The organism is Sulfuricaulis sp. (assembly GCF_040901545.1).
GTDB lineage: Bacteria > Pseudomonadota > Gammaproteobacteria > Acidiferrobacterales > Sulfurifustaceae > Sulfuricaulis.
This window is the reverse complement of record NZ_JBBDYL010000037.1, coordinates 1-25,317: the sequence shown is the minus strand read 5'-3', so window position 1 is coordinate 25,317 and position 25,317 is coordinate 1. Positions and strand designations below refer to the sequence as shown.

The 25,317-nt window shown below is 57.6% G+C and carries 29 protein-coding genes; 11 read left to right on the top strand and 18 right to left on the bottom strand.

The features are described from left to right. Positions 1–193: hypothetical protein (locus WD823_RS06345; RefSeq protein ID WP_368428644.1), on the top strand; the 193-nt coding region annotated here is incomplete at its 5' end. On the opposite strand, the gene WD823_RS06340 is transcribed toward WD823_RS06345, so the two are convergent. The 4 genes from WD823_RS06340 to WD823_RS06325 all read right to left on the bottom strand — a co-directional run bounded on the left by WD823_RS06340 (position 184) and on the right by WD823_RS06325 (position 2,488). Beyond that, complete coding sequence (locus tag WD823_RS06340; RefSeq protein ID WP_368428643.1) at positions 184–888, bottom strand: hypothetical protein; 705 nt, start codon at positions 886–888, stop codon at positions 184–186. The genes WD823_RS06345 and WD823_RS06340 overlap by 10 nt on opposite strands. Positions 889–978: 90 nt before the next feature. Next, positions 979–1,404 (bottom strand): hypothetical protein, encoded by a 426-nt coding sequence (locus WD823_RS06335; protein ID WP_368428642.1) that lies wholly within the window; start codon positions 1,402–1,404, stop codon positions 979–981. A gap of 87 nt (positions 1,405–1,491) precedes the next feature. Further along, positions 1,492–2,130, bottom strand: a complete 639-nt coding sequence (locus tag WD823_RS06330; RefSeq protein ID WP_368428641.1) for a DUF4136 domain-containing protein — start codon at positions 2,128–2,130, stop codon at positions 1,492–1,494. A gap of 100 nt (positions 2,131–2,230) precedes the next feature. Beyond that, positions 2,231–2,488: a hypothetical protein gene (locus WD823_RS06325; RefSeq protein WP_368428640.1), complete on the bottom strand. Its 258-nt coding sequence runs from the start codon at positions 2,486–2,488 to the stop codon at positions 2,231–2,233. A 714-nt stretch (positions 2,489–3,202) separates the two neighbouring features. Here WD823_RS06325 and WD823_RS06320 point away from each other — a divergent pair. After that, positions 3,203–4,081 (top strand): methylated-DNA--[protein]-cysteine S-methyltransferase, encoded by an 879-nt coding sequence (locus WD823_RS06320; RefSeq protein ID WP_368428639.1) that lies wholly within the window; start codon positions 3,203–3,205, stop codon positions 4,079–4,081. On the opposite strand, the gene WD823_RS06315 is transcribed toward WD823_RS06320, so the two are convergent. Further along, positions 4,062–5,723, bottom strand: coding sequence for a dCTP deaminase (locus tag WD823_RS06315; protein ID WP_368428638.1), 1,662 nt, complete (start codon positions 5,721–5,723; stop codon positions 4,062–4,064). The two genes, WD823_RS06320 and WD823_RS06315, sit on opposite strands and share 20 nt — an antisense overlap. 263 nt (positions 5,724–5,986) lie before the next feature. Further along, positions 5,987–7,078, bottom strand: a complete 1,092-nt coding sequence (gene apbC / locus WD823_RS06310; RefSeq protein WP_368428637.1) for an iron-sulfur cluster carrier protein ApbC — start codon at positions 7,076–7,078, stop codon at positions 5,987–5,989. Positions 7,079–7,234: 156 nt separating this feature from the next. On the opposite strand from apbC, the gene metG reads away from it, so the two are divergent. Next, positions 7,235–9,745, top strand: a complete 2,511-nt coding sequence (gene metG / locus WD823_RS06305; protein ID WP_368428636.1) for a methionine--tRNA ligase — start codon at positions 7,235–7,237, stop codon at positions 9,743–9,745. 230 nt (positions 9,746–9,975) lie between these two features. On the opposite strand, the gene WD823_RS06300 is transcribed toward metG, so the two are convergent. From WD823_RS06300 to WD823_RS06290, 3 genes are read right to left on the bottom strand one after another with little or no spacing between them, the layout of a single operon-like run. After that, the gene (locus WD823_RS06300; RefSeq protein ID WP_368428635.1) at positions 9,976–10,482 is read right to left on the bottom strand and encodes an isoprenylcysteine carboxylmethyltransferase family protein; all 507 of its coding nucleotides are present in this window, start codon (positions 10,480–10,482) and stop codon (positions 9,976–9,978) included. 12 nt (positions 10,483–10,494) lie between these two features. Beyond that, positions 10,495–12,156, bottom strand: a complete 1,662-nt coding sequence (locus WD823_RS06295) for a TrkA family potassium uptake protein (RefSeq protein ID WP_368428645.1) — start codon at positions 12,154–12,156, stop codon at positions 10,495–10,497. A 57-nt stretch (positions 12,157–12,213) separates the two neighbouring features. Beyond that, the gene (locus WD823_RS06290; protein WP_368428634.1) at positions 12,214–12,597 is read right to left on the bottom strand and encodes a DUF6394 family protein; all 384 of its coding nucleotides are present in this window, start codon (positions 12,595–12,597) and stop codon (positions 12,214–12,216) included. Positions 12,598–12,860: 263 nt separating this feature from the next. Between WD823_RS06290 and WD823_RS06285 the strand changes: the two genes are divergently transcribed. The 8 genes from WD823_RS06285 to WD823_RS06250 all read left to right on the top strand — a co-directional run bounded on the left by WD823_RS06285 (position 12,861) and on the right by WD823_RS06250 (position 18,663). Next, the gene (locus WD823_RS06285) at positions 12,861–13,502 is read left to right on the top strand and encodes an RnfABCDGE type electron transport complex subunit B (RefSeq protein WP_368428633.1); all 642 of its coding nucleotides are present in this window, start codon (positions 12,861–12,863) and stop codon (positions 13,500–13,502) included. Between the two features lie 98 nt (positions 13,503–13,600). Further along, a complete protein-coding gene (gene nth, locus WD823_RS06280) occupies positions 13,601–14,236 on the top strand; it encodes an endonuclease III (RefSeq protein WP_368428632.1) in 636 nt (211 codons plus the stop codon). A 219-nt stretch (positions 14,237–14,455) separates the two neighbouring features. Next, complete coding sequence (locus WD823_RS06275) at positions 14,456–15,565, top strand: FIST C-terminal domain-containing protein (protein WP_368428631.1); 1,110 nt, start codon at positions 14,456–14,458, stop codon at positions 15,563–15,565. 2 nt (positions 15,566–15,567) lie between these two features. Continuing rightward, entirely contained in the window at positions 15,568–16,017 is a 450-nt protein-coding gene (locus tag WD823_RS06270) for a DUF1841 family protein (RefSeq protein ID WP_368428630.1), read from the top strand. 208 nt (positions 16,018–16,225) lie between these two features. Next, positions 16,226–16,495 carry a DUF2282 domain-containing protein gene (locus tag WD823_RS06265; RefSeq protein ID WP_368428629.1) on the top strand — a complete coding sequence of 90 codons (270 nt, stop codon included), beginning with the start codon at positions 16,226–16,228 and terminating at the stop codon, positions 16,493–16,495. Between the two features lie 8 nt (positions 16,496–16,503). Next, positions 16,504–17,379 (top strand): DUF692 domain-containing protein, encoded by an 876-nt coding sequence (locus WD823_RS06260; RefSeq protein ID WP_368428628.1) that lies wholly within the window; start codon positions 16,504–16,506, stop codon positions 17,377–17,379. Beyond that, positions 17,363–18,178 (top strand): putative DNA-binding domain-containing protein, encoded by an 816-nt coding sequence (locus WD823_RS06255; RefSeq protein ID WP_368428627.1) that lies wholly within the window; start codon positions 17,363–17,365, stop codon positions 18,176–18,178. Before WD823_RS06260 ends, WD823_RS06255 begins: the two co-directional genes overlap by 17 nt. A gap of 14 nt (positions 18,179–18,192) precedes the next feature. After that, the gene (locus tag WD823_RS06250) at positions 18,193–18,663 is read left to right on the top strand and encodes a DoxX family protein (RefSeq protein ID WP_368428626.1); all 471 of its coding nucleotides are present in this window, start codon (positions 18,193–18,195) and stop codon (positions 18,661–18,663) included. Between the two features lie 78 nt (positions 18,664–18,741). Here WD823_RS06250 and WD823_RS06245 read toward each other — a convergent pair whose 3' ends face one another. From WD823_RS06245 to lpdA, 9 genes are all read right to left on the bottom strand, one after another. Next, positions 18,742–19,368: a TIGR04282 family arsenosugar biosynthesis glycosyltransferase gene (locus WD823_RS06245; RefSeq protein WP_368428625.1), complete on the bottom strand. Its 627-nt coding sequence runs from the start codon at positions 19,366–19,368 to the stop codon at positions 18,742–18,744. Next, positions 19,365–20,111 carry a TIGR04283 family arsenosugar biosynthesis glycosyltransferase gene (locus tag WD823_RS06240; protein ID WP_368428624.1) on the bottom strand — a complete coding sequence of 249 codons (747 nt, stop codon included), beginning with the start codon at positions 20,109–20,111 and terminating at the stop codon, positions 19,365–19,367. Before WD823_RS06240 ends, WD823_RS06245 begins: the two co-directional genes overlap by 4 nt. Positions 20,112–20,118: 7 nt before the next feature. After that, entirely contained in the window at positions 20,119–20,358 is a 240-nt protein-coding gene (locus WD823_RS06235) for an RND transporter (RefSeq protein WP_368428623.1), read from the bottom strand. 2 nt (positions 20,359–20,360) lie between these two features. Further along, on the bottom strand, positions 20,361–20,759 hold the full coding sequence (gene gloA, locus WD823_RS06230; protein ID WP_368428622.1) for a lactoylglutathione lyase: 399 nt from the start codon (positions 20,757–20,759) through the stop codon (positions 20,361–20,363). 21 nt (positions 20,760–20,780) lie between these two features. Then, complete coding sequence (locus WD823_RS06225; protein WP_368428621.1) at positions 20,781–21,089, bottom strand: pyrimidine/purine nucleoside phosphorylase; 309 nt, start codon at positions 21,087–21,089, stop codon at positions 20,781–20,783. Next, complete coding sequence (locus WD823_RS06220) at positions 21,086–21,799, bottom strand: DMT family transporter (RefSeq protein WP_368428620.1); 714 nt, start codon at positions 21,797–21,799, stop codon at positions 21,086–21,088. Before WD823_RS06220 ends, WD823_RS06225 begins: the two co-directional genes overlap by 4 nt. Next, positions 21,796–22,002, bottom strand: a complete 207-nt coding sequence (locus tag WD823_RS06215; protein WP_368428619.1) for a hypothetical protein — start codon at positions 22,000–22,002, stop codon at positions 21,796–21,798. The genes WD823_RS06220 and WD823_RS06215 overlap by 4 nt, the downstream gene beginning before the upstream one ends. Positions 22,003–22,032: 30 nt before the next feature. Next, the gene (locus WD823_RS06210; protein ID WP_368428618.1) at positions 22,033–23,250 is read right to left on the bottom strand and encodes an argininosuccinate synthase; all 1,218 of its coding nucleotides are present in this window, start codon (positions 23,248–23,250) and stop codon (positions 22,033–22,035) included. Between the two features lie 229 nt (positions 23,251–23,479). Next, positions 23,480–25,317 (bottom strand): dihydrolipoyl dehydrogenase (gene lpdA, locus WD823_RS06205; protein WP_368428617.1); only part of this gene is annotated, 1,838 nt, incomplete at its 5' end.

Below are 25,317 nucleotides of genomic sequence, written 5' to 3'. Positions count from 1 at the left end.
GAGCGCCGAGATTCCCGGCACCGGGTTAAATGATTCGTTGTCGTTCATCGAAGGCGGTGTCGTTTCATTTGGCACGGGAGAGGCGCTGCGCGACCGGCCAACGTCCGCCATAACCGGCAGTGAAAAGCGGGGCGACGAAGGCGCGCCGCTTTTCACTGTTCGCGTTGATGGCGTGGTTAGGGCTCATGCCTGAAGAAATAGCCCTCTTAGGTATTCTTGTATCACGAGTTTCGATGCGGCAAAACCTTGCACAATGTTGTTGATGTCCGACAATCGCAAAAACTTTGATTCGTCTCTAAACGATTTGATGTTTTCTTTCATAATGAGAACATCCGCCGCCCCCGGACAAGATGAAATATCAACCGCTAGATAGGGAGCGCCCTTGTGAGAAAAGAAATTCCTGTGATTATCGAGCGTCACAAACCACGAAGAATCTTGCTTCGCAGCGTCGAGCATGTGCTTTACGGAAAGGCCCGCATTCTTTTTTGGCATCGGCTTGTTCGCGAGAGTGTGTAGCTGCTCAAAAAACTGCCCCTTCAATTCGCAGACAGAATTTAGTTCGAATAGTAGCGAGTCTATGTCGATTAGCAGTTGGTACTTGAGATTGTTATCAATGTCGAATGACACCCCCTCGATACCTTCACAAAACTCATGTTTCGGCTGATGCGTTTTCATTATTTCGTAGAGCTCTTTCACTTCTGTGTTTATGCGCGAAACGATCCGTGGGAGAAAATTCAAGCGAACGGAAATGTACAACCCTTGCTCGGACAGCTCAGTGGGAATTTCCTTTACGACTCCATTCTTGATTGCGTCGTGCACGGCTGCCCAAATGGGCAGAACCCAAGGATCGCCGCCCAGTTCGGTCAGGTGTAGCCATTTCTTAACCATGGTTGCCACGTTCTACTTGAGCCCTAACGCAGAGTTGAGGGGCCGAGGGGCCCGCGCCAGCGGGACCCGAGGTCCCGCTCGAACGACGTGTTAGCCCTTTTTTGTTTCATGAACGTCGGTGTATTGAAAAGCGGTGTAATCCAAATCTGTTTTTCGCAAGAGATCACTCCTCATTGCAAGGACGATTTCGCCAATGGCTTTTCGTCCTGCTTCAGGATCAGGCGCCTTACCATAGTTCTCTTTAACAAGCTGAACCAGAGCATTTATAGACTCAACTACCTCATCTGATGCGTAGAGCCAAGATTGGTACTGTTCTTCGAAAAATTCCCGCTTTAGTTGTGCCGAGGTTGTGGTGCCAACAAACCCCTGTAGCTTAATTAGTAGCTTTGAGTATTTTTCTTCTTTGAAACGGACCATTGATTCTTCGCGTTTCGCACGGGAAGTGAACAAATAAACAAGAAAGGCGCCAAGAGCCGCGCTTGCTAGGGGCACGAGAGCAATAAACCACTTTTCCATTCTTTTTGTCTCTTGAGGGCTAACGAGTCCCGCTAACCGGCGCGCGACGATTTTCCGCGCGTCCGCCTCAAAGCGAGAGTTAGACGTTTAATCGGTTGACCTATCCACGGTTCTCGCGCTTCCGCTTTTTCCGGGAAAATCCACAAACAAGGCCTTTATCATTGTCGGAAGAACGGCTGCCAATTGCCCGCTTCTTCCACTGCTAATGACCTTCGCCTCGTAAAGCTTTTTTATTTTCTGTTCCGTTGCTGCCGCCTTGTCGAGGATGTCGAGCTTTAGAAAGCGTGTGTACTCGGTACGCGATCCAACACCTGAGCCTACAACACCATATGTTGGTGTGTATGTTGTAGAACCCGAATACGTGCCATAGCTCCCATAACTCTGAACAGTTCCGTATGTGTGGCTTGACGAAACTCCTGTTTGTCCAAAGATGGGGTATGACGTAACAACCTGTTTTCCGGTATCGATGCCGTAGGAGATAAACACCACGACCTTTGCTTGCTCGAACGGAGCTTCCTTAAAGCCTTTGGCATTTAGCTCCTGTTTTACGGCTTGTTCGTATGTTTTGTGTTCAAGGCTGCCTTCTTGTTCTTTAAACGGTACTAATGCGTATGTCGTTCCCGCGATTCCCGCGTCCAATTCGTGGAAAACGGAAATATGAGATCGAACAGTTGTGCACGCTGATGCCAATGACGCCAGAAATACTATAAACACTACACGCCACATAGATCCTCCTTAAACGTCTAACGACTTTTTAAGCCGGGCCGGACACGAACAGAACCGCGAAGCGCCGCCGTCGGGTCACGGCGTCGGCTCGAAAAAATTGTTAGCCACTGTGCTTCTTGAGCTTCCATGCCTTGCAGTGTTTCTTTATGAACTCTTCCATTTTTCGCTTGACGTTCTCCCATCTTTTCCATGCTTTATCCAGTCTATTCAGTTCTTGGATGGATGGATTGGTTTGTGGCTTTCCGTCTGCGAAGGCTGAGAATTTTTGATTGACGGGTCCGAGCGCTTCATTAACCGCATCTCGGGCTGTATGGTGTTCTTCGCAAAGTTTTTGCCACTCCTTGTATTCGTTGCTCATCACAACCTCCGTATGGCTAACGCCTTGTTCAGTCGCGCGGGGCAGCACCACTGCCAGATACTGCGCCGCTGTCACACCGCGTCGGCTGGAACAAGAAGTTAGATTTCTTCATTTGCCGACCATTACCGCGACCCATGCGGCGATTGCTGAAACCACCGAAGCAAGTGCCGAAACAAGAGCGACGATCCACAGCTTATGTTCTCTAGCCGATCTTTGCGTCTCCAAAAGGCGACGCTGCAACTCAAAGTCTGATGCCCTCGGGGGAGCACGCCGCGCACTGAATTCTCTCGGCTCCCCAGTTGTATCGATGCCGAGTTCTCGACACCGTTTCTCAAGTTCGTCTCTCGTCAGAAGTTTGCTCATTCTCGTTTCCTGAAATCTAACGATGATTGAACGGCCCAACCACGGTATATTGAATATACCGTGGGCGGAAAATACCTGAAAGCCGTTTGAGGTCAGGCATCTAGGATGAATACCTCGAAGAGTGCGTTACCTCAATATACTGCAAACCCACGGGATAAGTGAATTGAACCGCGATGTGACGGTATAACAGTCGATCGGTGCGCAGGGCGCACCCTACCGTTTTTGAGATAGGTTCTAATCAGACCGCCACTAATATAATTGGGATATTCCTCGCTTCTCGACTCACCCCCCCGACAACATGCCGCAAGAATCGGGTTGTCATGAGCGAGCGGCCCGGCTTATCCTGCGCACATGAACAGGATCAACGGCCATTCAGGGCGCACCACGGATTACGTACGCATCGAGCGCGCGATCCGTTACCTGGAACAGAACTATCAACACCAGCCCGGCCTGAAGCAACTGGCGCGGGGCGCGGGCCTGAGCGAATTTCATTTCCAGCGCCTGTTCCGGCGCTGGGCCGGCATCAGCCCCAAGCGCTTTGTGCAATATCTCACCGCCGGGCACGCCGTGCGGCGGCTGCGCGAATCACGCACCAATCTCGATGCGGCCTATGACGCGGGGCTTTCCGGCGGCGGCCGGCTGCACGATCTGGTGGTGAATTTTCACGCCGCCACACCCGGCGAACTCAAACGCGCCGGCGCGGGGATGACGATTCAATATGGTATCCACCCAAGCCCGTTCGGCGAATGTCTGATCGCCGTGACCGCGCGCGGCATCTGCCATCTCGGATTCATGACTGCGGCGGATCGCCGCGTCGTGCTGGCGGAACTCGCCGCCGCCTGGCCGCGCGCGCGGCTGGCCGCCGCGCCGCGCGTGACCGCCCCGCTCGCGCGCCGACTGTTCGCGCGCGGCGACGGCAAGGCGTCCGGCATCGGCCTGCACGTGCGCGGGACGAACTTCCAGATCAAGGTTTGGGAGGCGCTGTTGCGGATTCCGCAGGGTCGCGTGGCGTCTTACGAAGATATCGCGCGACGCATCCACGCGCCGCGCGCGGTGCGGGCGGTGGCCAACGCCGTGGCGCACAACCCGGTGGCCTGGTTGATTCCCTGCCATCGCGTGATCCGCAAGAGCGGCGCCTTGGGTGGTTACCGTTGGGGAGTAACCCGCAAAAAAGCCCTGCTCGCCTGGGAGGCGGCGCAAGCCGGAGACATCAAATCTTCGGCAGCGTGACGCCCTTTTGGCCCTGGTACTTCCCGCCGCGATCCTTATACGAAGTCTCGCACACCTCGTCGCCCTCGATGAAGATGACCTGCGCCACGCCTTCGTTGGCGTAAATTTTCGCGGGCAGCGGCGTGGTGTTGGAGAACTCCAGCGTCACGTGCCCTTCCCATTCGGGTTCCAGGGGCGTTACGTTCACTATTATTCCGCAATTCGAGACGAAGACGCCGGCTTCGAGGGCGAAATTGCCCGCCTCGGGGACCGTGAGACAGTAAACGTCGTGATCGCCGGGCAGTTCGCGAATTTTCTCAATCTTATGATTGCGGCCCCCCGGCCGTCCATTGAACGCCCCGATCACCTCGGGGAACCGGCGAAACACCGAGCGGTCGCAACCGATCAGTCGGGCAGCGCCACGAATTGAACCAGTTTCATCAAGCGCGGCGCGCACAACTTCCGCGGTAATCTCTTCGCGCAGCCGGATTTGTTGCGCTACCAAACGCTGGCGTTCGCGGCGGGCACCATCGTCAGCCGCCCACGCCGCCTGCATCAGCCGTGATTGCCGTTCGCGTTCGCGTGGGTCCGCGTAGCGGCGAAGGGTGGCGCGGCGGTGCGCCTCGCGCGTTGCGTCGGAAGGATTACGACGCCCGACAATGACGGCACTGCGAATATCGGCGTATTTCATATCTCGCCAAAATGCCAACGCGCGCGTTTGCTGCGCGGAGGCAAATCTCTCGCGCCATGCCGGATCGCGCGCCAACCGCCGAAATCCTTCCCGAATCGACGCGCTATGCTCGTCCGGATCGAATTCGGCGCCAAAGTTCTCACGATTGTGATGACGGATATGCTCGGTGGCCTCCATGCGCACGATGTTCCAAGGGCGATTGTTGCGCCGATCATGGTCCAGATGATGCCGATGCTCGCCATTAAGGTCAGCATATACGCCATGACGTAGGTTCCATTCATCCGCGAGCCGATGCGTGGGCATGTAGTGCCCATTGATCGGCTGATAAACCATCTCGTATCCGCGAAACAAGTCCCGGTATAGCGGCATAAGCGAATCGCCGGGGCGAAGCTCGGCCGCCGGCGCTGTCGTACCATCACGCCGGATAAACACGTGATCCGGCGTACAACGGATCGGCTCGCCCGAATCGAGCACGATCTCAAGCATCGCGTCGCGCCCCACCCAGCGCGGTGCTTCGAGCCTGGTAACGATAATCCTCCCGAATTCGCCGAGGCTGTACCCCCAAAACTCCTCGCCCTGATCGGCCCTCCGCGCCATGTCCTCAAGCGCAACAGAACTGCCGTCCACGAGTGCAACGCGTTGGTCACCGCGGAAACAGCGTGCGTACGTCGACTTGCCCAGGCACAGAACGAGTATTTCTCGCGGCACGCGGAAATACTCGACCGTGCGCGCGAGCGCGAAGGAATTCGGCGGGATGATGCACACGTCACCCTTGAAATCCACGAAGCTGCTCGGATCGAAATTCTTGGGGTCCACGATCGTGGAGTTGATGTTGGTGAAAATCTTGAATTCGTCCGAACACCGGATGTCGTAGCCGTAGCTCGACGTGCCGTAGGAGACGATCGAACCGTTATGATTTTTCTTGATCTGGTTCGGCTCGAACGGCTCGATCATGCGATGGCTTGCCGCCATCCGCCGGATCCATTTGTCGGATTTGATCCCCATAGGAAGGCGCTATTTCACCGCAAAGACGCAAGGGACGCAAAGGTTCTTTTAGAGGCCGTTTCAGAAATACCTTGCCTCGATTTTCGTAGTGTGCGTCCCACGCGCCATGGTTTCGTTTAAACAGTGGATCGGTGCGCAGGGCGCACCCTACGTCGTTCTTGAGATGCTTTCTAATTCAATGCGCGCCTTTCTTTGCGCTCTTCGCGTTTTTGCGATGGAACTTATTATTTTCAAGTATTTTGAATCACGATGTTCGGAAACTTGGCCGAGAAGTCCTTCTTGCGCAGCGAAAGCTTCGCGGACACGCGGCGGGCGACATCGCGGTAAATCTGCGAGATCCGGCAATCCGGGTCCGCGACCACCGTGGGCCTGCCGGAGTCGGTCTCCTGGCGAATGCGGATATCGAGCGGGAGCGAGCCCAGAAAATCCACATTGTATTGCGCCGCCATCTTCTGGCCGCCACCGGATCCAAAGATATGTTCTTCATGCCCGCACTGGCTGCAAATGTGGGTGCTCATGTTCTCCACGATGCCAAGCACCGGAATCTCGACCTTTTCGAACATCTTGAGCCCCTTGCGCGCGTCCAGGAGCGCGATGTCTTGCGGGGTCGTGACGATGATCGCTCCGGTGACCGGAACCTTCTGCGCCAGGGTAAGCTGGATGTCGCCGGTGCCCGGCGGCAGGTCCACGATCAGATAATCGACGTCTTTCCATTTAGTGTCTTTCAGCAGTTGCTCGAGCGCCTGCGTCACCATGGGCCCGCGCCAGACCATCGGTGTTTCTTCATCGATAAGATACCCGATAGACATGGACTGGATGCGATAGCTCATGATGGGTTCGATCGATTTGCCGTCCTTGGATTCGGGCTTCATCTTGGCGCCGAGCATCATGGGTTGGCTCGGGCCGTAAATGTCGGCGTCGAGAATGCCGACGTTGGCGCCCTCGGCGGAAAGCGCGAGCGCCAGGTTGACCGCTACCGTGGACTTGCCGACTCCGCCCTTGCCGGAGGCCACGGCGATGATATTTTTCACGCCCTCGATAGGCTTGACGCCTTTTTGCACGCCGTGCGAGGAGATATTGGTGGAGAATTTAACACTCACGTCCTTGACGCCGTTGAGCGCGGTGATTTTTTCCTTGATTTTCGACGTCAGACTCCCGACATGCCCTTTGGCCGGAAAACCCAATTCGATGTCGAGCGACACTTTGCTGCCATCGACATTAATTTTTTTCACGGCTTTGGCCGCAACCAGGTCCAGCTCGAGGTAGGGATCGACCACCTCTTTCAGCGCCGTTTCAACTTGCTGTGTGGAGACATCCGACATAAAAACCGCTCCAGATTCACATTCCAAGGGGCGCACATGCTACACCGCGCACCCAAAAAAGTCATGGTCGACTGCAGCACAATAGCGGGATTTCCCTTATGATATCGGGGGTAAACAAAAAGATCAGGATATCGCCCGACTCGTAGTCGCGAATTTATGCCGGATAAGAAACGCAAAATCCTCGTCACCAACGCCCTGCCTTACGCCAACGGTCCGATTCACATCGGGCATCTGGTCGGATATATCCAGGCCGATATCTGGGTGCGCTTCCAGCGCATGCTGGGGCACACCGTGCACTATGTTTGCGCCGATGACACCCACGGCACGCCGATCATGTTGCGCGCCGAGCAAGACGGCGTTACACCGGAGACGCTGATCGAACGCATGCATGGCGAGCACGTGCGCGACTTCAAGGATTTCCGCGTCGATTTCGATAACTACGACTCGACGAACTCGCCCGAAACCCGGGAACTGTGCGAAGACATCTACGCCAAGCTCAAGGCCAACGATCTGGTCGCGGTACATTCCGTCGAGCAATTCTACGACCCCGTCAAACAGATGTTCTTGCCGGATCGTTATATAAAAGGCGAATGTCCGAAGTGCGGCGCCAAGGACCAGTACGGCGATTCGTGCGAGGTCTGCGGCTCGACTTACTCGCCCACCGACCTGAAAAATCCCTACTCCGTCGTTTCCGGCAAGAAACCCATACACAGGTCATCGGAGCATTATTTCTTCCGGCTTTCGGACCGACGTTGTGTCGAGTTCCTGAAGCAATGGACGCGCTCCGGAACATTGCAACCGGAAGCGGCGAACAAGATGCATGAGTGGTTCGCCGCGGGACTGCGAGACTGGGATATCTCGCGCGACGCGCCCTATTTCGGCTTCCCGATACCGGGGACGGACGGCAAGAAGTTCTTCTACGTCTGGCTCGACGCGCCGGTCGGTTACATGGCGAGTTTCAAGAACCTGTGCGCGAAAACGAAACTGGATTTCGACGCATACTGGAGGAAGAATCCGGAAACCGAGCTATATCACTTTATCGGCAAGGATATCCTCTATTTCCATGCGCTCTTCTGGCCGGCCATGCTCGAATACTCGGGATACCGTACTCCGTCAAAACTTGCGGTGAACGGCTTTCTCACGGTAAACGGCGAAAAGATGTCCAAAAGCCGCGGCACCTTCATCACCGCCGAGAGCTATCTTCAGCACGGGCTCAACCCCGAGTGGCTGCGCTACTACTACGCCGCGAAATCGAACGGCACGATGGAGGATATTGATCTCAATTTCGACGACTTCATCGCGCGGGTGAACAGCGATCTCGTTGGCAAATACGTAAATATCGCCAGCCGCTGCGCGGGATTCATTACCAAGCGTTTCGAGGGAAGTGTCCGTCAACCCGGTAATGCCTTCAACTACGGAGCAACATCACGCGGGATAAATCCTGACTCGCTGCTTGCGGAGATGGTCAACAGGAAAAATGAATTTGTCAATCTTTATGAAGGGCGGGAATTCTCAAAGTTGATACGCGAGGTAATGGTACTCACGGATAGGACAAATCAATGGATTGACGATGTAAAGCCTTGGGATGTAGCCAAAACTCCGGGGTCGGATAACCGCCTGCATGCAATTTGTAGCGTAGGGATAAATCTTTTCCGCGTGCTGAGTATTTATCTCAAGCCGGTCTTGCCCACATTAGTAGAGCAGGTCGAACAATTCCTGAGCGTTGCACCGCTGAAGTGGTCTGATCTGGACCACGTACTCGACGGTCACGTAATTCAACCCTACCATCACCTTTTGACTCGTATTGATCCGAAGCAAGTGAAAAAATTGATCGATGCCAACAAGGAAAGCCTGCAACCTCCCTCTCCCTCCGGGAGAGGGGTCGGGGGTGAGGGAAAAGGACCGGTAAAAAAACAGTTACCAAAAGACTTGCTTGAATTCGCACGCAGGCTGCGCGAACAGCGGACGGATGCAGAACAATTGCTGTGGAATTTACTCCGTGATCGGCGCCTACACGATACCAAATTCAGGCGACAGCATCCTGTAGAAATCGATGGCAAACGGTTTATCCTCGATTTCTATTGCCACGAACTCAAACTCGCCATTGAAGCCGACGGCAAACAACATCTGGAACAAGCAGAAAGCGATGAGACGCGAGCTCAGGCGCTCAGCAAAATCGGAATATCTGTTACTCGCTTCTGGGATAACGATATTCTTGCAAACACCGAAGCGGTGCTTGAAGCTATCTGGAATGTCATCGAGGAGCGTATATCCATGCAAAAGAATCCCTCACCCCCGACCCCTCTCCCGGAGGGAGAGGGGGAATACCCGTCCACCATTTCGATTGATGACTTCTCAAAGATTGATCTGCGCATCGCGCGAATCGTGAATGCCGAGCATGTCGAAGGCGCGGATAAACTTTTGAAGCTCACGCTCGATATCGGTAACGGGCAGCGCACGGTGTTCGCCGGCATCAAGGCAGCCTACGACCCGACGCAACTGGTCGGGCGGCTCACGGTGATGGTCGCGAACCTCGCGCCGCGCAAAATGAAATTCGGACTTTCCGAAGGCATGGTCCTCGCCGCCTCCGATCCGGAGGAGAAATCGCCCGGCCTGTTCCTGCTATCACCCGACGACGGCGCGCAACCGGGCATGCGCGTAAAGTAATATTAGAACCTATCTCAAAAAACGGTAGGGTGCGCGCTGCGCACCGGTCCACGGTTTAAACAAAGCCATTGGTGCGTGGGACTTGCAGCCCAGGGTGCAACAAAACCCGTTGCACCCGTTCGGCGGCGTGAACACACGTTAAGTGTGTTCACGAAAACTCCGCCGCACCCTACAAAAACCGAAACAGGGTATTTTGAGATAGGTTCTAGTGACAATGAGTGGGGATGCAATCAATAGACGCCCGGGATGAATTTCTTCACCTTGCGTTCGTAATCGACGTAGGTTTTATCTTTCTTGCGCAACCAGATTTCTTCGTAACCGGCCTTGCGATCGAAAAACAGCGCGAATGCCGGCAAGAACAGCAATCCCAGCACGCTCACCCACCAAATCGCCCAACCCAAGCTGCCCAGTAGCACGCCGGCATACATCGGATGGCGCATGAACCGGTAAGCCCCCTGCCGCTGCACGCCGGCGTCGTCTCGCGGCACCGGATAGGGAGTGAGCGCGCGGCCGAGACTCAACGTCCCCCAAAGCGTGAGCCATAAGCCCAAGGCCGTGATGCCGGCGCCCAGAAACGCGAGCGGACGGCCGGGAATGAACTCGCCGGTGCCATCCCAGAGCGGAATGATCAATGCCAGACACATCATCAGCGCCTGCGCCAATACCCACACCCCGCCACGCTGCACGAAGGAGGCGGGCGATTTTTCCTGTTCAGGATTTTTCGTCTGCGGCGGCATAACGCGGGAAACTTAATTCTTCCGCGCCACGAACCGGCGCCACACGATTCCTTCGGGAAGTGTTTCGCCGGTAACCAGATAATGGATGATCTGGCGGTTGTGAAGAGTCCGGAACTGCCTGGCCGCGATCCCGTGTCGCCCACAAAAGAGAATACCATCGCCGACCTGGATTTCCAGATCTTCGCTCGGGAGCAGTTGCCTGTCCTTTCCGCGCTGTAACAGCAGCGGAAGACACTGAAATCGCTGCTCCCGGTCATAGGGGTCCTGTAACAAATGCAGCAGGGAAAACTTTTTTCCGGATTCCAGCCATTCCTCCACCGCCGGGCTTTCCTCTTTGGTTACCGTCACGGTCCACAGATCCGGCGCCACGCCGCCCAATACCGGTCGCAGGTAATCGATCAATCCTTGCGCCCATTCCTTGTTCTGTTTCCGCGCCAAAGCGAGAAAATCGCTCAACAACGGGACGGCGATCAGCGCCAGAATTTGCCGCGACAGCACACGGCTGCGTTGCATCACGAGATCGAGCCGAGCCGCCTCGAACAAGGCATCGTTGTCGCGCTCATTCTGACGCGCGACCAGGAAAAGTTTTGGATTCAGTTCCCGCGCCGTCATGATAATCGACAAATTATTCGCGTCGTCATCGGTTCCGACAACGATACCGACGGCCTTTTCGATGCGTGCCGCCTTGAGCGTCACGGCTTCCGTGCCGCGGCCGACGATGACATTCTTGGGTGCCTGTGTCTTTTCCGGGTCATTCTCGATTATCACCGTCGAGAGGCGTTCCAGTTCCAATGAATGCTGTACCGCCTTGCCGAATCTCCCGTAACCGCATAGGACCCAGGTACCGTGCGGCGGGTTGAGCCGCTCCGGGAGCGGCGTGCCGGGTAAGGCCTTCAGCCATTCGTAAATCATGTGCATGTCCGGCGAATGCAGGGCCAGCGCCAACCGGTCGGCGAAGGTGTCGAACGGATTGATAATCGCGTCCGTGCCGAATGAAGCCAGGTTGTCCTCGGTGTCGTGCGTCTGGGCGCGGGAGACGACTTTTATGCCCGGGTTAAGCAACCGGCCGGTGATCGCGATCTTGAGATTGACCTGGTCATCGCGGCAAAGTGCCAGGATACCGCAGCAATAGGGCTGCTTCAGACCGGCCATGATCAAATTTCCGGGCAGACTCGCATCGCCACACAGGGCTGGAACATGGACCGGCAGATTTTCGAGCATCAACTCGTTCAGCCGTTCCTGGTCGCGCTCGATAACAACCACCGCGAGTTTATTGTCAATCATCGACTTGACCACCACGCTGCCCGTGTCTCCGTAACCGCAGATGATGTGGAACGAATCGTTCAGACGACGCACTTGCCCGGCAAAACGGTTTTGACTGATGAGCTGCCGCAATGCCGAGTCGCGCAACATGGTAATCAGGGCGCCGATGGCGTAGAGCCAGGCGATCACCGAAATATAAAGCGAGATCGTAATCCACAATCTCTGTGCGTCGGAAAAAGGCCCCGGAAGCTCGCCAAACCCGGTGGTGGTCGCGGTATAGGTTATGATGTAGAAGGCGTGGAAAAAACCGAGCTGCCGCGGGAGCCCGTCTTCGTCAACGCCGGGTATGACGACAAGACCCAGGATGGAAACGGCGTAAGCCGCGATCAGCATCAGCAGCGGCGCCCGCATGCGCCGCAGGATCAGAAACAAGGTCGTGTTCTTCACGTTACCCGCACGCGCCGATTCTCAGCGGCGTGTCGCCGAGATCTCGATGACCAGCAACACGACGGACACGATATTGGCGACCAAGGCCCCGCCGGCGAGTGAAATGATGGTGCCCATGACTTCAGGCGTGACTCCCATGCCGGAAATGTTGGCGGCGTAAGTCCACACGAAGGCCGCCGCGATCAACTCCAGATCGGCGACCAGGCTTGTGGCCAGCAGCACCGCGCCCATTTGTGTCCGCTCGCCGAATTTGAGAACGGTGGCGATAAGATTCACGACCAGGACGGCGAAGAATTCATAGACATTGTGATGATTCGGATTGTCGGATTCGCCGAGGAAAAAACCGAAATTGAGCGTCAGCGCCAAGACGATGAAGAAACTGAAGATAACCTTTTCGATGTTCATGCTCGCTCCTAAATATCCCAGGTGTGCCGGAGGCAATACAATCTTGTTTTGGAACGGCCGTCAATGCGGACCAGGAAAAACGGTTCGTCGAAATCGGGTAGTCAAATTCAATTCGGCAAAAAACGCCGTGCAGCAGCCGGAGGATGTTTTGGACCGGCAACGCTGCGGGCGCCGGTCCGCGGCCGCGCTGGCATGAAACCCGCCGGTTTCGTGAATGGCGCGGCATAATTGCCGTTTGACGTCGCCACGGCCATACTGGCTCCATGTCCGACACCCAACAATCGCCGCGCTCCCTGGTAGACCGCCTGGATGCGTGGCTGCCACAAACGCAATGCACCCAATGCGGCTATCCGCGTTGCCGGGCATACGCCGAAGCCCTGGCCCGGGGCGAGACGGATATCAACCAGTGTCCACCGGGCGGCGAGATAACCATCCGGGCGCTCGCGTCCCTGTTGCCTACCGCCGCAAAACCGCTCGACAGACGCTTCGGCTCGCCATCGCCACGCGCCCGCGCGGAAATCGTGGAAAACCTCTGCATCGGCTGCCGGAAGTGCCTCGATGTCTGTCCGGTCGACGCCATCATGGGCGCCCACAAACTGATGCACAGTGTGCTGTCGGAAGATTGCACCGGCTGCGAACTGTGCCTGCCGCCCTGTCCGGTTGATTGTATCGTTATGGTGCCACTGAAAGTTTCTCACGATCCCGATCCCTGGACGGAATACACGCACGCCGAAGCCGACCGCTGGCGAATCCGCACCGAGCGGCGCCTGCAACGCCTGGAGCGTATCCAGCGTTCACGCCGGACATTGACTTCCGCCAACCCGCCATTCGCTCCCGAGCGGGATCAGATCCGCGCGGAAATTCGCGCGGCCGTCGAGAGAGTAAAAGCAAAAAGAAAAAAATAGACGGGATTTACAGGATATAAAATGCAGGAACTGAAAAAAGAATCTTGTCTGTTGCTTTTAATCCGGTAAATCCTGTTAATCCTGTCCATTCATTCTTTATGACACCATCCAAGCGAGCAGAAATCTTCCACCGCCTCAAGCGCGCGAACCCACGGCCGTCCACGGAACTGAAATATCGCACCCCATTTGAGTTATTGATCGCGGTGATGCTTTCGGCCCAGGCCACCGATAAAAGCGTCAACAAGGCCACGGCCGTGCTCTTCAAAACCGCCCGCACGCCTAAACAAATTCTCGGCCTGGGGTCGAGGGGTTTGAAGCGTTACATAAAAACCATCGGCCTCCACAACACCAAAGCGGCCCATATTTTGAAAACCTGCAAGGTTCTTGTTGCCAAGCACAACGGAGCGGTGCCCGCGACGCGCGAAGCGCTGGAAGCCTTGCCGGGCGTTGGACGCAAAACCGCCAACGTGATCCTTAATACCGCCTTCGGACAGCCGACCATCGCCGTGGACACCCATATTTTCCGTGTCGCCAATCGGACCGGGCTAGCGCCGGGAAAAAACGTACTAATAGTAGAGAAAAGATTGATGGAAATAGTGCCGACCGAATTTCGCCAACACGCGCACCACTGGCTGATTTTGCACGGGCGCTATACTTGCACGGCGCGGAAACCGCGCTGTCCCGACTGTGTCATCTATGATTTGTGCGAGTACCGGGCTAAAGTAGTGCCATGAGCCGAGGAGATGGCGACCGCACAGCGTGGAGCAGGGGCCCCTCCGGGGATGCGACCGCTGTGCGGGATGTAGGCGCCACGATTGCGGTCGCTGGCGTCCCCTCTGCTGCCCGATCCCGCTTGCGCGGGTCCCTCGGGCAATGCTCCGCGGCGCCCGAATGAGACAGACCGCCGACAACGTGACGACAAAATTCGACATCGATCAATCGGAGGCGGAGAAATGACACTGAAATTCTCCGCCACGGGATTAAGTCACGGTCACCGCGCACTGGCGGAGCACGCCGAAAAAGCGGTCAAGCGGGCGCTCGCCAAGGCCGGCCTGGAGCGGGCCAATGCCGTGCTCCTGTTTCTCACGCCCGAATACGCCGCCAATCCCGAACCGGCGCTGCGCGCGGCCGCGCGGGCCGGCGGCTGCTTGCAAGTCGTCGGTTGCACCGGGGCCGGCATTCTGACGGAAGAGGAATGGGTGCTCGACAGTCCCGGTGCCGCCGCCATGGTTTTCGGCGGCAACATGCATCTCAAGATTTCCCCGCAGGGAAAGCTGAGCGACGATGACATCGTGCTGAGCCTGTGTACACCGGCGGGACTGACGGCCGATTGGCTCGACGTTCCTACTCGCCGCATCGGTGCCGTCTCCGGCGATCTTTTCGGTCACGGCCCGTTCAAGGTATGGAGCGGCGCGCGCGTGGCGGACTCCGAACAGGTGGACGCCATCATGAGCGGCATGGATGGCGTGATCAACGCATCGCAAGGGGTACGCGCCCTGACCTCGCCCATCGAAGTGGCGGAAGTCCAGGACTACGACATCAAACGCCTCGGCAATTACCCCGCGTTGAGCGTGCTCGTGCAATCGCTGCCACCCAGCGTGCGCGATATGGAACGCGTTCCGCTGCACCTGATCATGGGTGGTGTAACTTTCGGTGACCCGGACACGGCGATTCGCGAGGGACGATATCGCCTCAATCATATCGTCGCCGCCAACTTGCGCGACCAGTCGATCACGCTGTCGCAGCGGCCGTCCCGCGGCGAGCGCCTGTTCTGGGCCATGCGCGACACGCTGGCCGCCGAGCGCGACATGCGCAATTGCATTTCCCGCACGGCCCAGGCCCTGGGCGGTCAACCCGATTTGGCGCTGCTGTTCCCATGCATGGGGCGCGGCCCGAATTTCTTCGGCAACCGCGATCGCGATCTCGATGCGTTGCGTTCGAACTTTCCGCGCTTGCCGATCGCCGGCATGTACGGCAACGGGGAGCTCGGACCGCTCGACGGTCTCAATCATCTCTATCAGTATTCCGTCGTTCTCGGCCTGTTCCGGGCCAATAACGCCTGATCATGTTCGGCGGCCGGGATCGCGGGGAATCACGCGAGGTTTTCTTTCGCGCCTGGCGTGCCCATCGTGAAGGCAGGCAACTCGAGGGCGTGGAACAACTTATAGTCCAGGTCGCCCTGCGTCATCCTGAATACCACGCGCTGCTCGACACGCCGGAAACGACGCTTGATAGGAATTACCCGCCGGATTCGGGTGAGAGCAACCCGTTTCTCCACCTGGGTATGCATATTGCCGTCGAGGAACAGCTGTCGATCGATCAACCTAAAGGCATCCGCGGTTATTACCGGAAATTGCTCGAAAAGTTCCCTGATGAGCATGCGGCCCAACACCGGATCATGGAATGTCTGAGTGAAATGCTGTGGCAGTCGCAACGCCAGGGCGCCCTTCCGGATGAAGGGATCTATCTCAAGTGTCTCGCGCGCATGACGGGTGATCCGGCTATTCGAGGCTGATTCGCCCCCTCCCATGAAAAGATGGCGAAGAATCGGGAAATTCAGGATTTGCGTCATTTCGTCCCGGTATCTGTCTGCCAAGCCTTGGTGACGGGACCGTTGTGGCTCGCATCCGGAAACTTATAATCCATAATCGTGTCTTATCGAATCGGTATCAACCAATCGAGCCAATCCCGGCGCGATCTGAAACCCTATCAGGAGACAGGTAATGAAATACATCAATGCTACGCTAATAACCACCGCGATTAGCGGCGCGCTGGCGCTGGGCATGTATGCTGGAGGCAGCCAGGCGGCGGAGAAAGTCGAGATGGAAAAATGCTTCGGCGTCGTCAAAGCCGGCAAAAACGATTGCCAGACAGCCGCCTCCTCCTGCGCCGGCACGGCCAAGAAGGACGGTCAAAAAGACGCCTGGATTCTCATCCCCAAGGGGACGTGCGAGAAAATCGTCGGCGGCTCACTGGCCTCCGCCAAGAAATAATCCACGAAGTGAACGCGGCGGAAATCGTATCCAGTCGCGTGGGCGCGCCAATCCCGGCACACGCCGGGATCGGTCTGCGCGCCGAGCATTACCGCGAGGTGACGGAAGACCTTCCGCGCGTGCCATGGTTTGAGGTTCACAGCGAGAATTTTTTCGGCGAGGATGGCGCGCCCTTGAAATACCTGGAGCGCGTCCGACGGAATTATCCCGTCAGTTTTCACGGTGTCGGGCTCTCGCTCGGTTCGTGCGATGAGTTGAACCGCCGCCACCTTGAGCAACTCAAGACATTGATCGAGCGTTTCGAGCCCGGCCTGGTTTCGGATCACCTGTCCTGGAGTTCGGTAGACGGCAAATATCTTAACGACTTGCTGCCGCTGCCCTATACCGACGAAGCATTGGAACTGTTCATCCGGCATGTCGGGCAAGCGCAGGAGTTTCTCGGCCGCGAAATACTGGTGGAGAATCCTTCAAGTTATCTGAAGTACACCCATTCCCCGATTGCGGAATGGGATTTTTTGTCCGAAGTGGCGAATTCCTCGGGCTGCGGAATTCTTCTGGACGTGAACAACGTCTACGTCAGCGCCACGAATCACGGGTTCGATGCGTTGCGCTACCTGCGCTCACTGCCCCGCTCCAAGATCGGGGAAATCCATCTCGCCGGGTTCACGATCAATCGTTACCCCGAAGGCGATATTCTGATCGATACCCACAATGCACTCGTCAGCGAGAATGTCTGGGCGCTCTATCGCGAGGCCATTGATCGCTTCGGCGCCGTACCCACGCTGATCGAATGGGACAAGGATTTACCACCGCTGCAGGTGTTGCTCGACGAGGCGCGCCGGGCGGAGGAAATTCTGGAGCAGGCGCATGCCCTCGTTGCCTGAACTGCAGCGCGGCTTTTTCCAGGCGATCGTCGATAAAGCGGCGCCGGATTTCATGCAGGAAATCGAACCCGGCCGCTTTCCGGCCGCGCAACACCTTAATGTGTACCGCAACAACGTCATCGAAAGCCTGACCAGCGCCCTCCAGGCGGTGTACCCCGTCGTCACCCGGCTCGTGAGCGAAGGATTTTTTCGATACGCGTCGGCCGGCTACATCGCCAAATACCCGCCGCGCAGCGGTAATTTGCATGAGTTTGGCGGACACTTTGGCGATTTCCTCGCCGTATTTTCACCCACCCGGGAACTTGTCTACCTGCCCGACGTGGCCCGGCTGGAATGGGCGCGGCACCGTGCTTACCACGCCGCGGACGGCGTTCCGCTTGACTTCGAGACCCTGGCGGCGGTGCCGCCATCGGAATACGGGAACTTGATTTTCAGACTGCAACCTTCAGCGCACCTGATTACCTCGGCGTACCCGGTATTGCGAATTTGGGAAGTGAATCAGCAAGGATATGAGGGCGATTCGACGGTGAGCCTCGACGAAGGCGGGGTGAGTCTTCTCGTCATCCGCAGGAGCGAGGTGGAGATCGAGGCACTCAGTGCGGGAGAACTTGCCCTGCTCAGCGCGATCGCCGCAGGCCGTCCGTTCGCGTTAGCGGCGGAAGCGGCATTGGACGCCGAACCGGATTTGGATCTTTCCGCTGCACTGGCCCGGCACGTCCGTCTTGGTTCGCTGGTCCAACTTGGCCTTGAAGGGCTGTTACCGCGAATGGCGGTTTTTCAGAACAAACCACACGAATAAGGAGAAGCTTGACCATGATAAACAGTTTAACGAGCGTTGCCCGCCCGCTCATACGCGGGCTGGAATTTATAGCTCCCCTAGCGGAACTCGGCATCCGCCTGTGGGCGGCAAAATTTTTCTGGGACTCGGCGTTGACGAAGGTCAGTTTGGGCGGAGGCTTTCCTTTTATTCACATGAACCCAAGCACGATCATGTTATTCACTTACGAATATCAGGTCCCGATCCTCGCTCCCGAGGTGGCCGCCTATCTCGGCACGGCAACGGAATTCGTTTTCCCCGTATTGCTGGCTTTCGGTCTGGGCGGACGCCTCGCAGCGGCCGTGCTGTTCGTATTCAACATCGTGGCGGTGATTTCTTACCCCGGACTGGAGGAAGCCGGTATCGTGCAGCATCAGCTTTATGGCACGTTGCTGCTGCTTCCGCTGCTGCGCGGTCCCGGAAAAATATCCATTGACCACTTCATCCGCCGGAAATGGCTGGTATAGCCCGAATAAATCCAGGCGTAGCTTTTGGGATTGATTATTCCCTTGGGTCCGTGATTAAGCTTTAAAGAGAAATCGCCATTACAGAAAGCGCTTGAGCGCTTCGTACTTCTGCGCCGCCAGCCACAGATCATTCGCGGTGTCGATATCCCGGAGCGTTTTCAAGAGGTGAAACTCCACATCAAGCGAGGCGGCGCGTGCGAGCGTGGTCTCCAGCACCTTGTTACAACCCCATGGGATATTTTCGAAAAGTTCGGGACGCGCCTGCTGCAAACCGATGAAGTAATAGCCGCCGTCTTCGGTCGGTCCGAGAATGTTTTTCCCGGAGGCAAGCCAGTCATTCGCCTGGTCGATCACATCCCAGCCGCAATGCGGCACATCGCAACCCAGAATCGCGGCGCTTCCGCGCCGCGCAATCCCTTCGCGCAGCGCATGCCACATCTTGGCGCCCAGATCGCCTTCGGCCTGGGGCGTGAGACGGAGATGATATTCCCTGGCGAGCTCGTGAAACAGGGCATGGTTGCAATCCGGCCAGACATACAAGGCAATCTCGCCCGGCCAGGCGGAAATCGCCAGCTCGGTCGTGGCGCGGATCAGGAAGCTGGCGATCTCGGCGGCCTGTTCCGGAAGGTAATCCGGCTGCAGCCGGGTTTTTACCTGGCCGGGAACCGGTTTCTTGGCAAACAATATCAGTTCCGGCTGGCTCATGACTTCCGGTCGTACCAGCGAGCCAGCCGCTGCGGTGAAACACCCAGCCAATACGAAAATCTGAGCGTCCACATCAACACAACCGTGCGCAGAATGCCGTGATTTTCCCAGCGCCGGGAAGAGGTCACGACCGGCGTGCGCAGCCGCGCGGGCTTGCCGATCTCTTTCAAGCGCCGCGAGAGCTCGATGTCCTCCATCAATGGCATCAGGGAAAACCCGCCCAATAGACGATAAACGTCACGGCGCACAAACATGGCCTGATCCCCGGTGGCGATCCCGCTGAGCGCGGAGCGCCAGTTTATCATTCGCTCGATGATGCGAAACAGAAAATGTCTTCCGGATAATTTCAAATCGAATCGCCCCCACACGCAGCCGCGATAAATGGCCTCGCGGATCCGCGGCACGGCCTCGAAGGGGAGCGTCGTGTCAGCGTGCAGAAAAACCAGAATGTCGGCCTCGGCCGCATCGGCCCCGGCGCGCATCTGCCGGGCGCGTCCGCGGAGTGTTTGGATGAGACAGGGGACAGGGGACTGACCGGACGACATGAATCGGCAAACGATTTCAACGCTCGCATCGGTGCTGCCGCCATCCACGACGATCACCTCGTCAAAACGATGGGCATGATACAAATCAGCGAGGTAATCGCCTAAGCGTGACGCTTCGTTCAATACCGGAAGAATGGCCGCCACCGTGAACTTGGAGGATGCCGTCGTGGATGACTCTAGTTCTGACATTACCGCCATGCACCGCTCAGGATGATCGACGCTTGTTTTTTCCGGAACGTTCTCCCCGAAACAATTTGACGCCAACCAATATCGGCACTGAGGCATGCATGATCAAATCGAAAATATCGATGGGTCGGGAAAGCGTGCCGTTGGCCAGCATCTTGAGTTTCTGCCACAAGTGCGGCTCCGGTACGAATGGCGCGAGTCCCAATACCAGCGCCGCGACGATCATCGCCGTCATGGGGATTTTATCCAGCCATGACATGCCTAGTTCCTTGCCTGGGTGCCCTTTTGGATCAATTCGATCTTGTAGCCGTCCGGATCCTCGACAAACGCGATGACGGTGCTGCCGTGCTTCATCGGTCCGGCCTCGCGCGTCACCTTGCCGCCGCGCTTCCTGATGTCCTCGCAGGCCTTGTAGACATCGTCCACTTCGAGCGCGACATGACCGTATCCGTTTCCCAAATCGTATTGGTGCGTGTCCCAGTTATAGGTGAGCTCGATGACCGCGTGCGCCGATTCCGGGCCGTAACCGACGAAGGCAAGGGTAAACTTTCCGTCGGGGTATTCCTTCCGGCGTAAAAGTTTCATGCCAAGAACATCAGTGTAAAACTTCAGCGACCGGTCGAGATCACCGACTCGAATCATGGTATGCAAGACGCGCATGGTTTACCTCCTGGGTGGCGATCAGCCGAAATGACAGACGTAATCGAGAAAATCGGTCACCTCGATTTCAAAATGGGAATTTTCGGGAATCGAAAAACTCTCCCCCGCCTGATAGGCGTTCCACGACTGCTTGTCGGCCAACTTCACGCGGCAATGTCCCTGGGTAATATCGATCGTCTCCGGCGCCTGGGTATTGAACCGGTACGTCCCGGGGAGCATCACGCCCAGTGTTTTCATCTCTCCTTCCGGCGTGATAACGGTGCGGCTTGTCACGCGTCCATCGTGATAGACATTGGCCTTTTTTTTGACCTCGACATTCTTGAAACTCACGTGATTTTCTCCTGAATGATATATTGTCGCTGGCTCGCATTGCGCGCGAGATAAATCCCCAGCAAAACGATCACACCCCCCATTGCCTGCCACGGGCCCAGCGGTTCGCTTAATATCACCCATGCCAGGATTGCCGCCGCCACCGGCTGCCACAGCAGACCCACCGAACCGAAAGCCGCGGACAAATGCGCCAGTGCATAAGTGATGAGCCCCTGGCCGCCGACGTGGGAGATGACCGCCAGCGCCGCCAAGACCGTCCAGCCATGGGCCGTAGCCGGCCACAGATTTTCCCCCGAAAGCAGCGCCACCGGCAACAACGCGAGCGAGGTTACCACCGCGCTGGCGGACATCACGGTGGCGGTGCCGACGCCGGCACGCAGACGTGCCACGGATATGATGTAACCGGCATAGAAAATGGCGGTGAGCACTCCCAGGAGATCGCCCGTCACGCGTTCCGGGCTGAAGCTCAGGCTGTCGCCCATGAGCACCAGGGCGCCGCTGAAAGCGACCGCCAATCCGATCAGGAATGCGCTGCGATACCGCTCGCCGAACATTCCCCAACCCGTGAGCGCGACGAATACCGGAGCCAGATTGGCGAGCAGCGTGGCGTTGGCCACGGAAGTGATCTTGATCGACCAATGCCAGACTGCGAGATCGGCGGCAAAAAAAAGTCCCGCGGCAACGATCCATTTCCACGTTGAGCGGTTCAAGGCGGGCGCTTGCGTTGCGAGCGCCGGTTCAGCCAGAACCAGAACCCGAGCACGGGCAACGAGAGAAACATGCGATGGAACGCGGTGGCGGTAGGTCCGAGCTCGCTCAGGCGCACGAAGATCGGCGCCAGACCGATCGCCGTCGCGCCAAGCAATAACGCCGGCAGCGCAAGGCGGTCTATCGGTGGGGATCTGGTTAACACGCCCGGCGTGGGGGTTCGGCGGTGAAAAAATTATTTCTTTTTTCGCCGCTTTGCGGCGATACGCAGGCGCAGCGCGTTCAATTTGATGAACCCCTCGGCATCCTTTTGATTGTAGGCGCCCCGGTCTTCTTCAAAGGTGGCAACCCGGGTATCGAACAAGCTGTCGTGATCCGATTTTCTGCCGACCACGATCGCGTTGCCCTTGTAGAGCTTGAGCCGCACCACACCGTTGACCGCCTCCTGCGAGGCATCGATCATTTGCTGGAGCATCGTGCGCTCCGGACTCCACCAATAGCCGTTATAGATGAGCACGGCATAACGCGGCATGATGTCATCCTTGAGATGCGCTACCTCGCGATCCAGCGTGATGGATTCGATGGCACGATGCGCTTTCAGCATGATGGTTCCGCCCGGCGTCTCATACGCGCCGCGCGACTTCATGCCGACATAGCGGTTCTCAACGATGTCGGTGCGGCCGATGCCGTTGGCGCCGCTAAGCTTGTTGAGCGTGGCCAGCACCGTGGCCGGCGACATGGCCTTGCCGTTGATCGCGACGATATCGCCCTTCTTGTAGGTCAGCTCGATATAGGTCGCTTTATTTGGCGCCTTTTCCGGCGCGACCGTCCAGCGCCACATGGATGCTTCCGGCTCCTTCCACGGATCTTCGAGAATCCCGCCTTCGTAGGAGATGTGCAACAGGTTGGCGTCCATCGAGTACGGCGATTTCCTGCCGCGCTTCATCTCGACCGGAATGCCGTGCTTTTCGGCGTAGGCCATGAGCTTCTCGCGCGACGTGAGATCCCACTCGCGCCACGGGGCGATGACCCGGACATCCGGTTTAAGAGCGTAATAACCGAGCTCGAAGCGTACCTGGTCGTTGCCCTTGCCGGTGGCGCCGTGGGCCACGGCGTCGGCACCGACCTTGTTGGAGATATCGATCTGGCGCTTGGCAATCAGCGGCCGCGCGATGGAAGTGCCGAGCAGGTATTCGCCCTCGTACAGCGTGTTGGCGCGGAACATGGGAAACACGAAATCGCGCACGAATTCTTCCTTGAGATCGTCAATGAAGATTTCCTTCACGCCCATTTTTTTGGCCTTGGCGCGCGCCGGCTCCAGCTCCTCGCCCTGCCCGATGTCGGCGGTGAAAGTCACGACCTCGCATCCGTAGGTTTCCACCAGCCACTTGAGAATCACCGAGGTATCGAGACCGCCGGAGTAGGCCAGAACGACTTTCTTGATCTTCTTCATAAATTTCCAATGAAATCTTTGAACCGTCAAGACGCCAAGAACGCCAAGAAGATCGAATTATAGTGACCTTTGAACCCGGCGTCTTGACGGTACAGGGCCAGAACTTATCTCAAAATACCAAGGTAGGTTGGGGTGAGCGAAGCGAACCCCAACGTTCCACGATGATTGTTGGGGTTCGGCACAACGCGCCTCACCCCAACCTACATGGAAGCTATTTTTGAGACAGGTTCTATTTCTTCCGCGCCGGCATCAGATCGGTGCACACGCCCTCGAACACCTCGGCGGTCATGCCGACCGACTCGCCGAGCGTGGGATGCGGGTGGATGGTCTTGCCGATATCCTCCGGGTCGCAGCCCATTTCGATGGCGAGCGCGAGCTCGCTGATCAGCTCGCCGGCATGGGTGCCCACGATGGCGCCGCCGATGACGCGATGGGTCTCTTCATCCACGATAATCTTGGTGAAGCCTTCATCGCGGCCGTTGGCAATGGCGCGACCAGAGGCGACCCACGGGAACCTGGCTTTGCCGATCGCCCGGCCCTGCTTCCTGGCCTCGTCCTCCGTCACGCCCACCCAGGCGATTTCGGGGTCGGTGTAGGCGACCGACGGGATGACCGTGGCATCGAAGAAGGACTTCTGCCCGGCGGCCGCCTCCGCCGCCACATGGCCCTCATGCGCCGCCTTGTGCGCCAGCATCGGCTGGCCGATGATATCGCCGATCGCGTAGATGTGCGGCACGTTGGTGCGCATTTGTTTGTCGACTTCGATGAAACCGCGATCGCTGACGGCGATACCGGCATTCTCGGCGGAAATATTCTTTCCATTCGGCGTGCGGCCGGCGGCGACCAGAACCAAGTCATAAACCTGCGGCTTGTCGGGCGCCTGCTTGCCTTCGAACGTGACCTTGATACCGGTCGTCAATGCCTCGACCCTGGTCGCCCTGGTGTTGAGCATCACGCGATCGAAGCGATGCGTGTTCATCTTCTCCCACACGCGCACGAGATCGCGGTCGGCGCCGGGCATGAGCCCGTCCAGCATTTCGACCACTTCGATGCGGCAACCCAGCGTCGAATACACGGTCGCCACTTCGAGCCCGATGATGCCGCCGCCGATGACGAGCATCTTCTTCGGCACGCCCCAGAGTTCGAGCGCGCCGGTGGAATCCACGATGCGCGGGTCTTCGGGAATGAACGGGAGCTTCACGGCCTGGGAACCGGCGGCGATGATGGCATTGGCAAACCGGATGAATTTTTTTATGCCGGTCGGCGCCTTGCCGTCGCCCGCCGTCAGCGAGATCTCCATATGATGCGGATCGATGAAGCGCCCGATACCGCGTATCACCTCGACCTTGCGGCCCTTGGCCATCATGCCGATGCCGCCGACCAGCTTGCCAACGACCTTGTCTTTCCAGCCGCGCAGCTTGGCAAGATCGAACTTCGGCGCGCCGAAACTGACGCCGTGCTCGGCGAGTTTTTGTGCCTCCTCGGTCACGGCCGCGACATGCAGCAGTGCCTTGGACGGAATGCAGCCGACATTGAGGCACACCCCGCCGAGTGTCGCATAGCGCTCCACGAGCACCGTCTTCTTGCCAAGATCGGCGGCGCGAAAAGCCGCCGAGTAGCCGCCGGGGCCGGCACCGAGCACCAGCACTTCGCATTCGCCATCGATCTTGCCGGTATACGTCGCCGCGCCCGGAATGGGCTTGGTGCGTGCCGCCGGTGCGGGTTCCGCTGCGGGCGTTTCGACCTTCGGCGCGGCCGCCGGCGTGGTGGCCGGTGCCGCCGCTGCCGGCTCGGCCTTCGGCGCAGGTTTCGCCGGTACCGCGGGTGCCTCGGGGGCTTGCGCCGTCTCCAGCAGCAGGATCAGTGTTCCCTGCGCGACCTTGTCGCCGACCTTGAGCTTGACGTCCTTGATCTTCCCTCCGGCCGGGGACGGTACGTCCATGGTCGCCTTGTCGGACTCGAGCGTAATGAGCGGGTCTTCCGGCTTGACGGTATCGCCGGGTTTGACCATGACTTCGATGACGGCGACTTCTGCGAAGTCGCCGATGTCGGGGATTTTGACTTCCA

What these genes read in the sequence shown, in the direction of transcription:
- WD823_RS06340 (WP_368428643.1), bottom strand. Translation starts at nt 888, where the DNA reads ATGGTTAAGAAATGGCTACACCTGACCGAACTGGGCGGCGATCCTTGG.
- WD823_RS06335 (WP_368428642.1), bottom strand. Translation starts at nt 1,404, where the DNA reads ATGGAAAAGTGGTTTATTGCTCTCGTGCCCCTAGCAAGCGCGGCTCTT.
- WD823_RS06330 (WP_368428641.1), bottom strand. Translation starts at nt 2,130, where the DNA reads ATGTGGCGTGTAGTGTTTATAGTATTTCTGGCGTCATTGGCATCAGCG.
- WD823_RS06325 (WP_368428640.1), bottom strand. Translation starts at nt 2,488, where the DNA reads ATGAGCAACGAATACAAGGAGTGGCAAAAACTTTGCGAAGAACACCAT.
- WD823_RS06320 (WP_368428639.1), top strand. Translation starts at nt 3,203, where the DNA reads ATGAACAGGATCAACGGCCATTCAGGGCGCACCACGGATTACGTACGC.
- WD823_RS06315 (WP_368428638.1), bottom strand. Translation starts at nt 5,723, where the DNA reads ATGGCGGCAAGCCATCGCATGATCGAGCCGTTCGAGCCGAACCAGATC.
- apbC (WP_368428637.1), bottom strand. Translation starts at nt 7,078, where the DNA reads ATGTCGGATGTCTCCACACAGCAAGTTGAAACGGCGCTGAAAGAGGTG.
- metG (WP_368428636.1), top strand. Translation starts at nt 7,235, where the DNA reads ATGCCGGATAAGAAACGCAAAATCCTCGTCACCAACGCCCTGCCTTAC.
- WD823_RS06300 (WP_368428635.1), bottom strand. Translation starts at nt 10,482, where the DNA reads ATGCCGCCGCAGACGAAAAATCCTGAACAGGAAAAATCGCCCGCCTCC.
- WD823_RS06295 (WP_368428645.1), bottom strand. Translation starts at nt 12,156, where the DNA reads ATGCGGGCGCCGCTGCTGATGCTGATCGCGGCTTACGCCGTTTCCATC.
- WD823_RS06290 (WP_368428634.1), bottom strand. Translation starts at nt 12,597, where the DNA reads ATGAACATCGAAAAGGTTATCTTCAGTTTCTTCATCGTCTTGGCGCTG.
- WD823_RS06285 (WP_368428633.1), top strand. Translation starts at nt 12,861, where the DNA reads ATGTCCGACACCCAACAATCGCCGCGCTCCCTGGTAGACCGCCTGGAT.
- nth (WP_368428632.1), top strand. Translation starts at nt 13,601, where the DNA reads ATGACACCATCCAAGCGAGCAGAAATCTTCCACCGCCTCAAGCGCGCG.
- WD823_RS06275 (WP_368428631.1), top strand. Translation starts at nt 14,456, where the DNA reads ATGACACTGAAATTCTCCGCCACGGGATTAAGTCACGGTCACCGCGCA.
- WD823_RS06270 (WP_368428630.1), top strand. Translation starts at nt 15,568, where the DNA reads ATGTTCGGCGGCCGGGATCGCGGGGAATCACGCGAGGTTTTCTTTCGC.
- WD823_RS06265 (WP_368428629.1), top strand. Translation starts at nt 16,226, where the DNA reads ATGAAATACATCAATGCTACGCTAATAACCACCGCGATTAGCGGCGCG.
- WD823_RS06255 (WP_368428627.1), top strand. Translation starts at nt 17,363, where the DNA reads ATGCCCTCGTTGCCTGAACTGCAGCGCGGCTTTTTCCAGGCGATCGTC.
- WD823_RS06250 (WP_368428626.1), top strand. Translation starts at nt 18,193, where the DNA reads ATGATAAACAGTTTAACGAGCGTTGCCCGCCCGCTCATACGCGGGCTG.
- WD823_RS06245 (WP_368428625.1), bottom strand. Translation starts at nt 19,368, where the DNA reads ATGAGCCAGCCGGAACTGATATTGTTTGCCAAGAAACCGGTTCCCGGC.
- WD823_RS06240 (WP_368428624.1), bottom strand. Translation starts at nt 20,111, where the DNA reads ATGGCGGTAATGTCAGAACTAGAGTCATCCACGACGGCATCCTCCAAG.
- WD823_RS06235 (WP_368428623.1), bottom strand. Translation starts at nt 20,358, where the DNA reads ATGTCATGGCTGGATAAAATCCCCATGACGGCGATGATCGTCGCGGCG.
- gloA (WP_368428622.1), bottom strand. Translation starts at nt 20,759, where the DNA reads ATGCGCGTCTTGCATACCATGATTCGAGTCGGTGATCTCGACCGGTCG.
- WD823_RS06210 (WP_368428618.1), bottom strand. Translation starts at nt 23,250, where the DNA reads ATGAAGAAGATCAAGAAAGTCGTTCTGGCCTACTCCGGCGGTCTCGAT.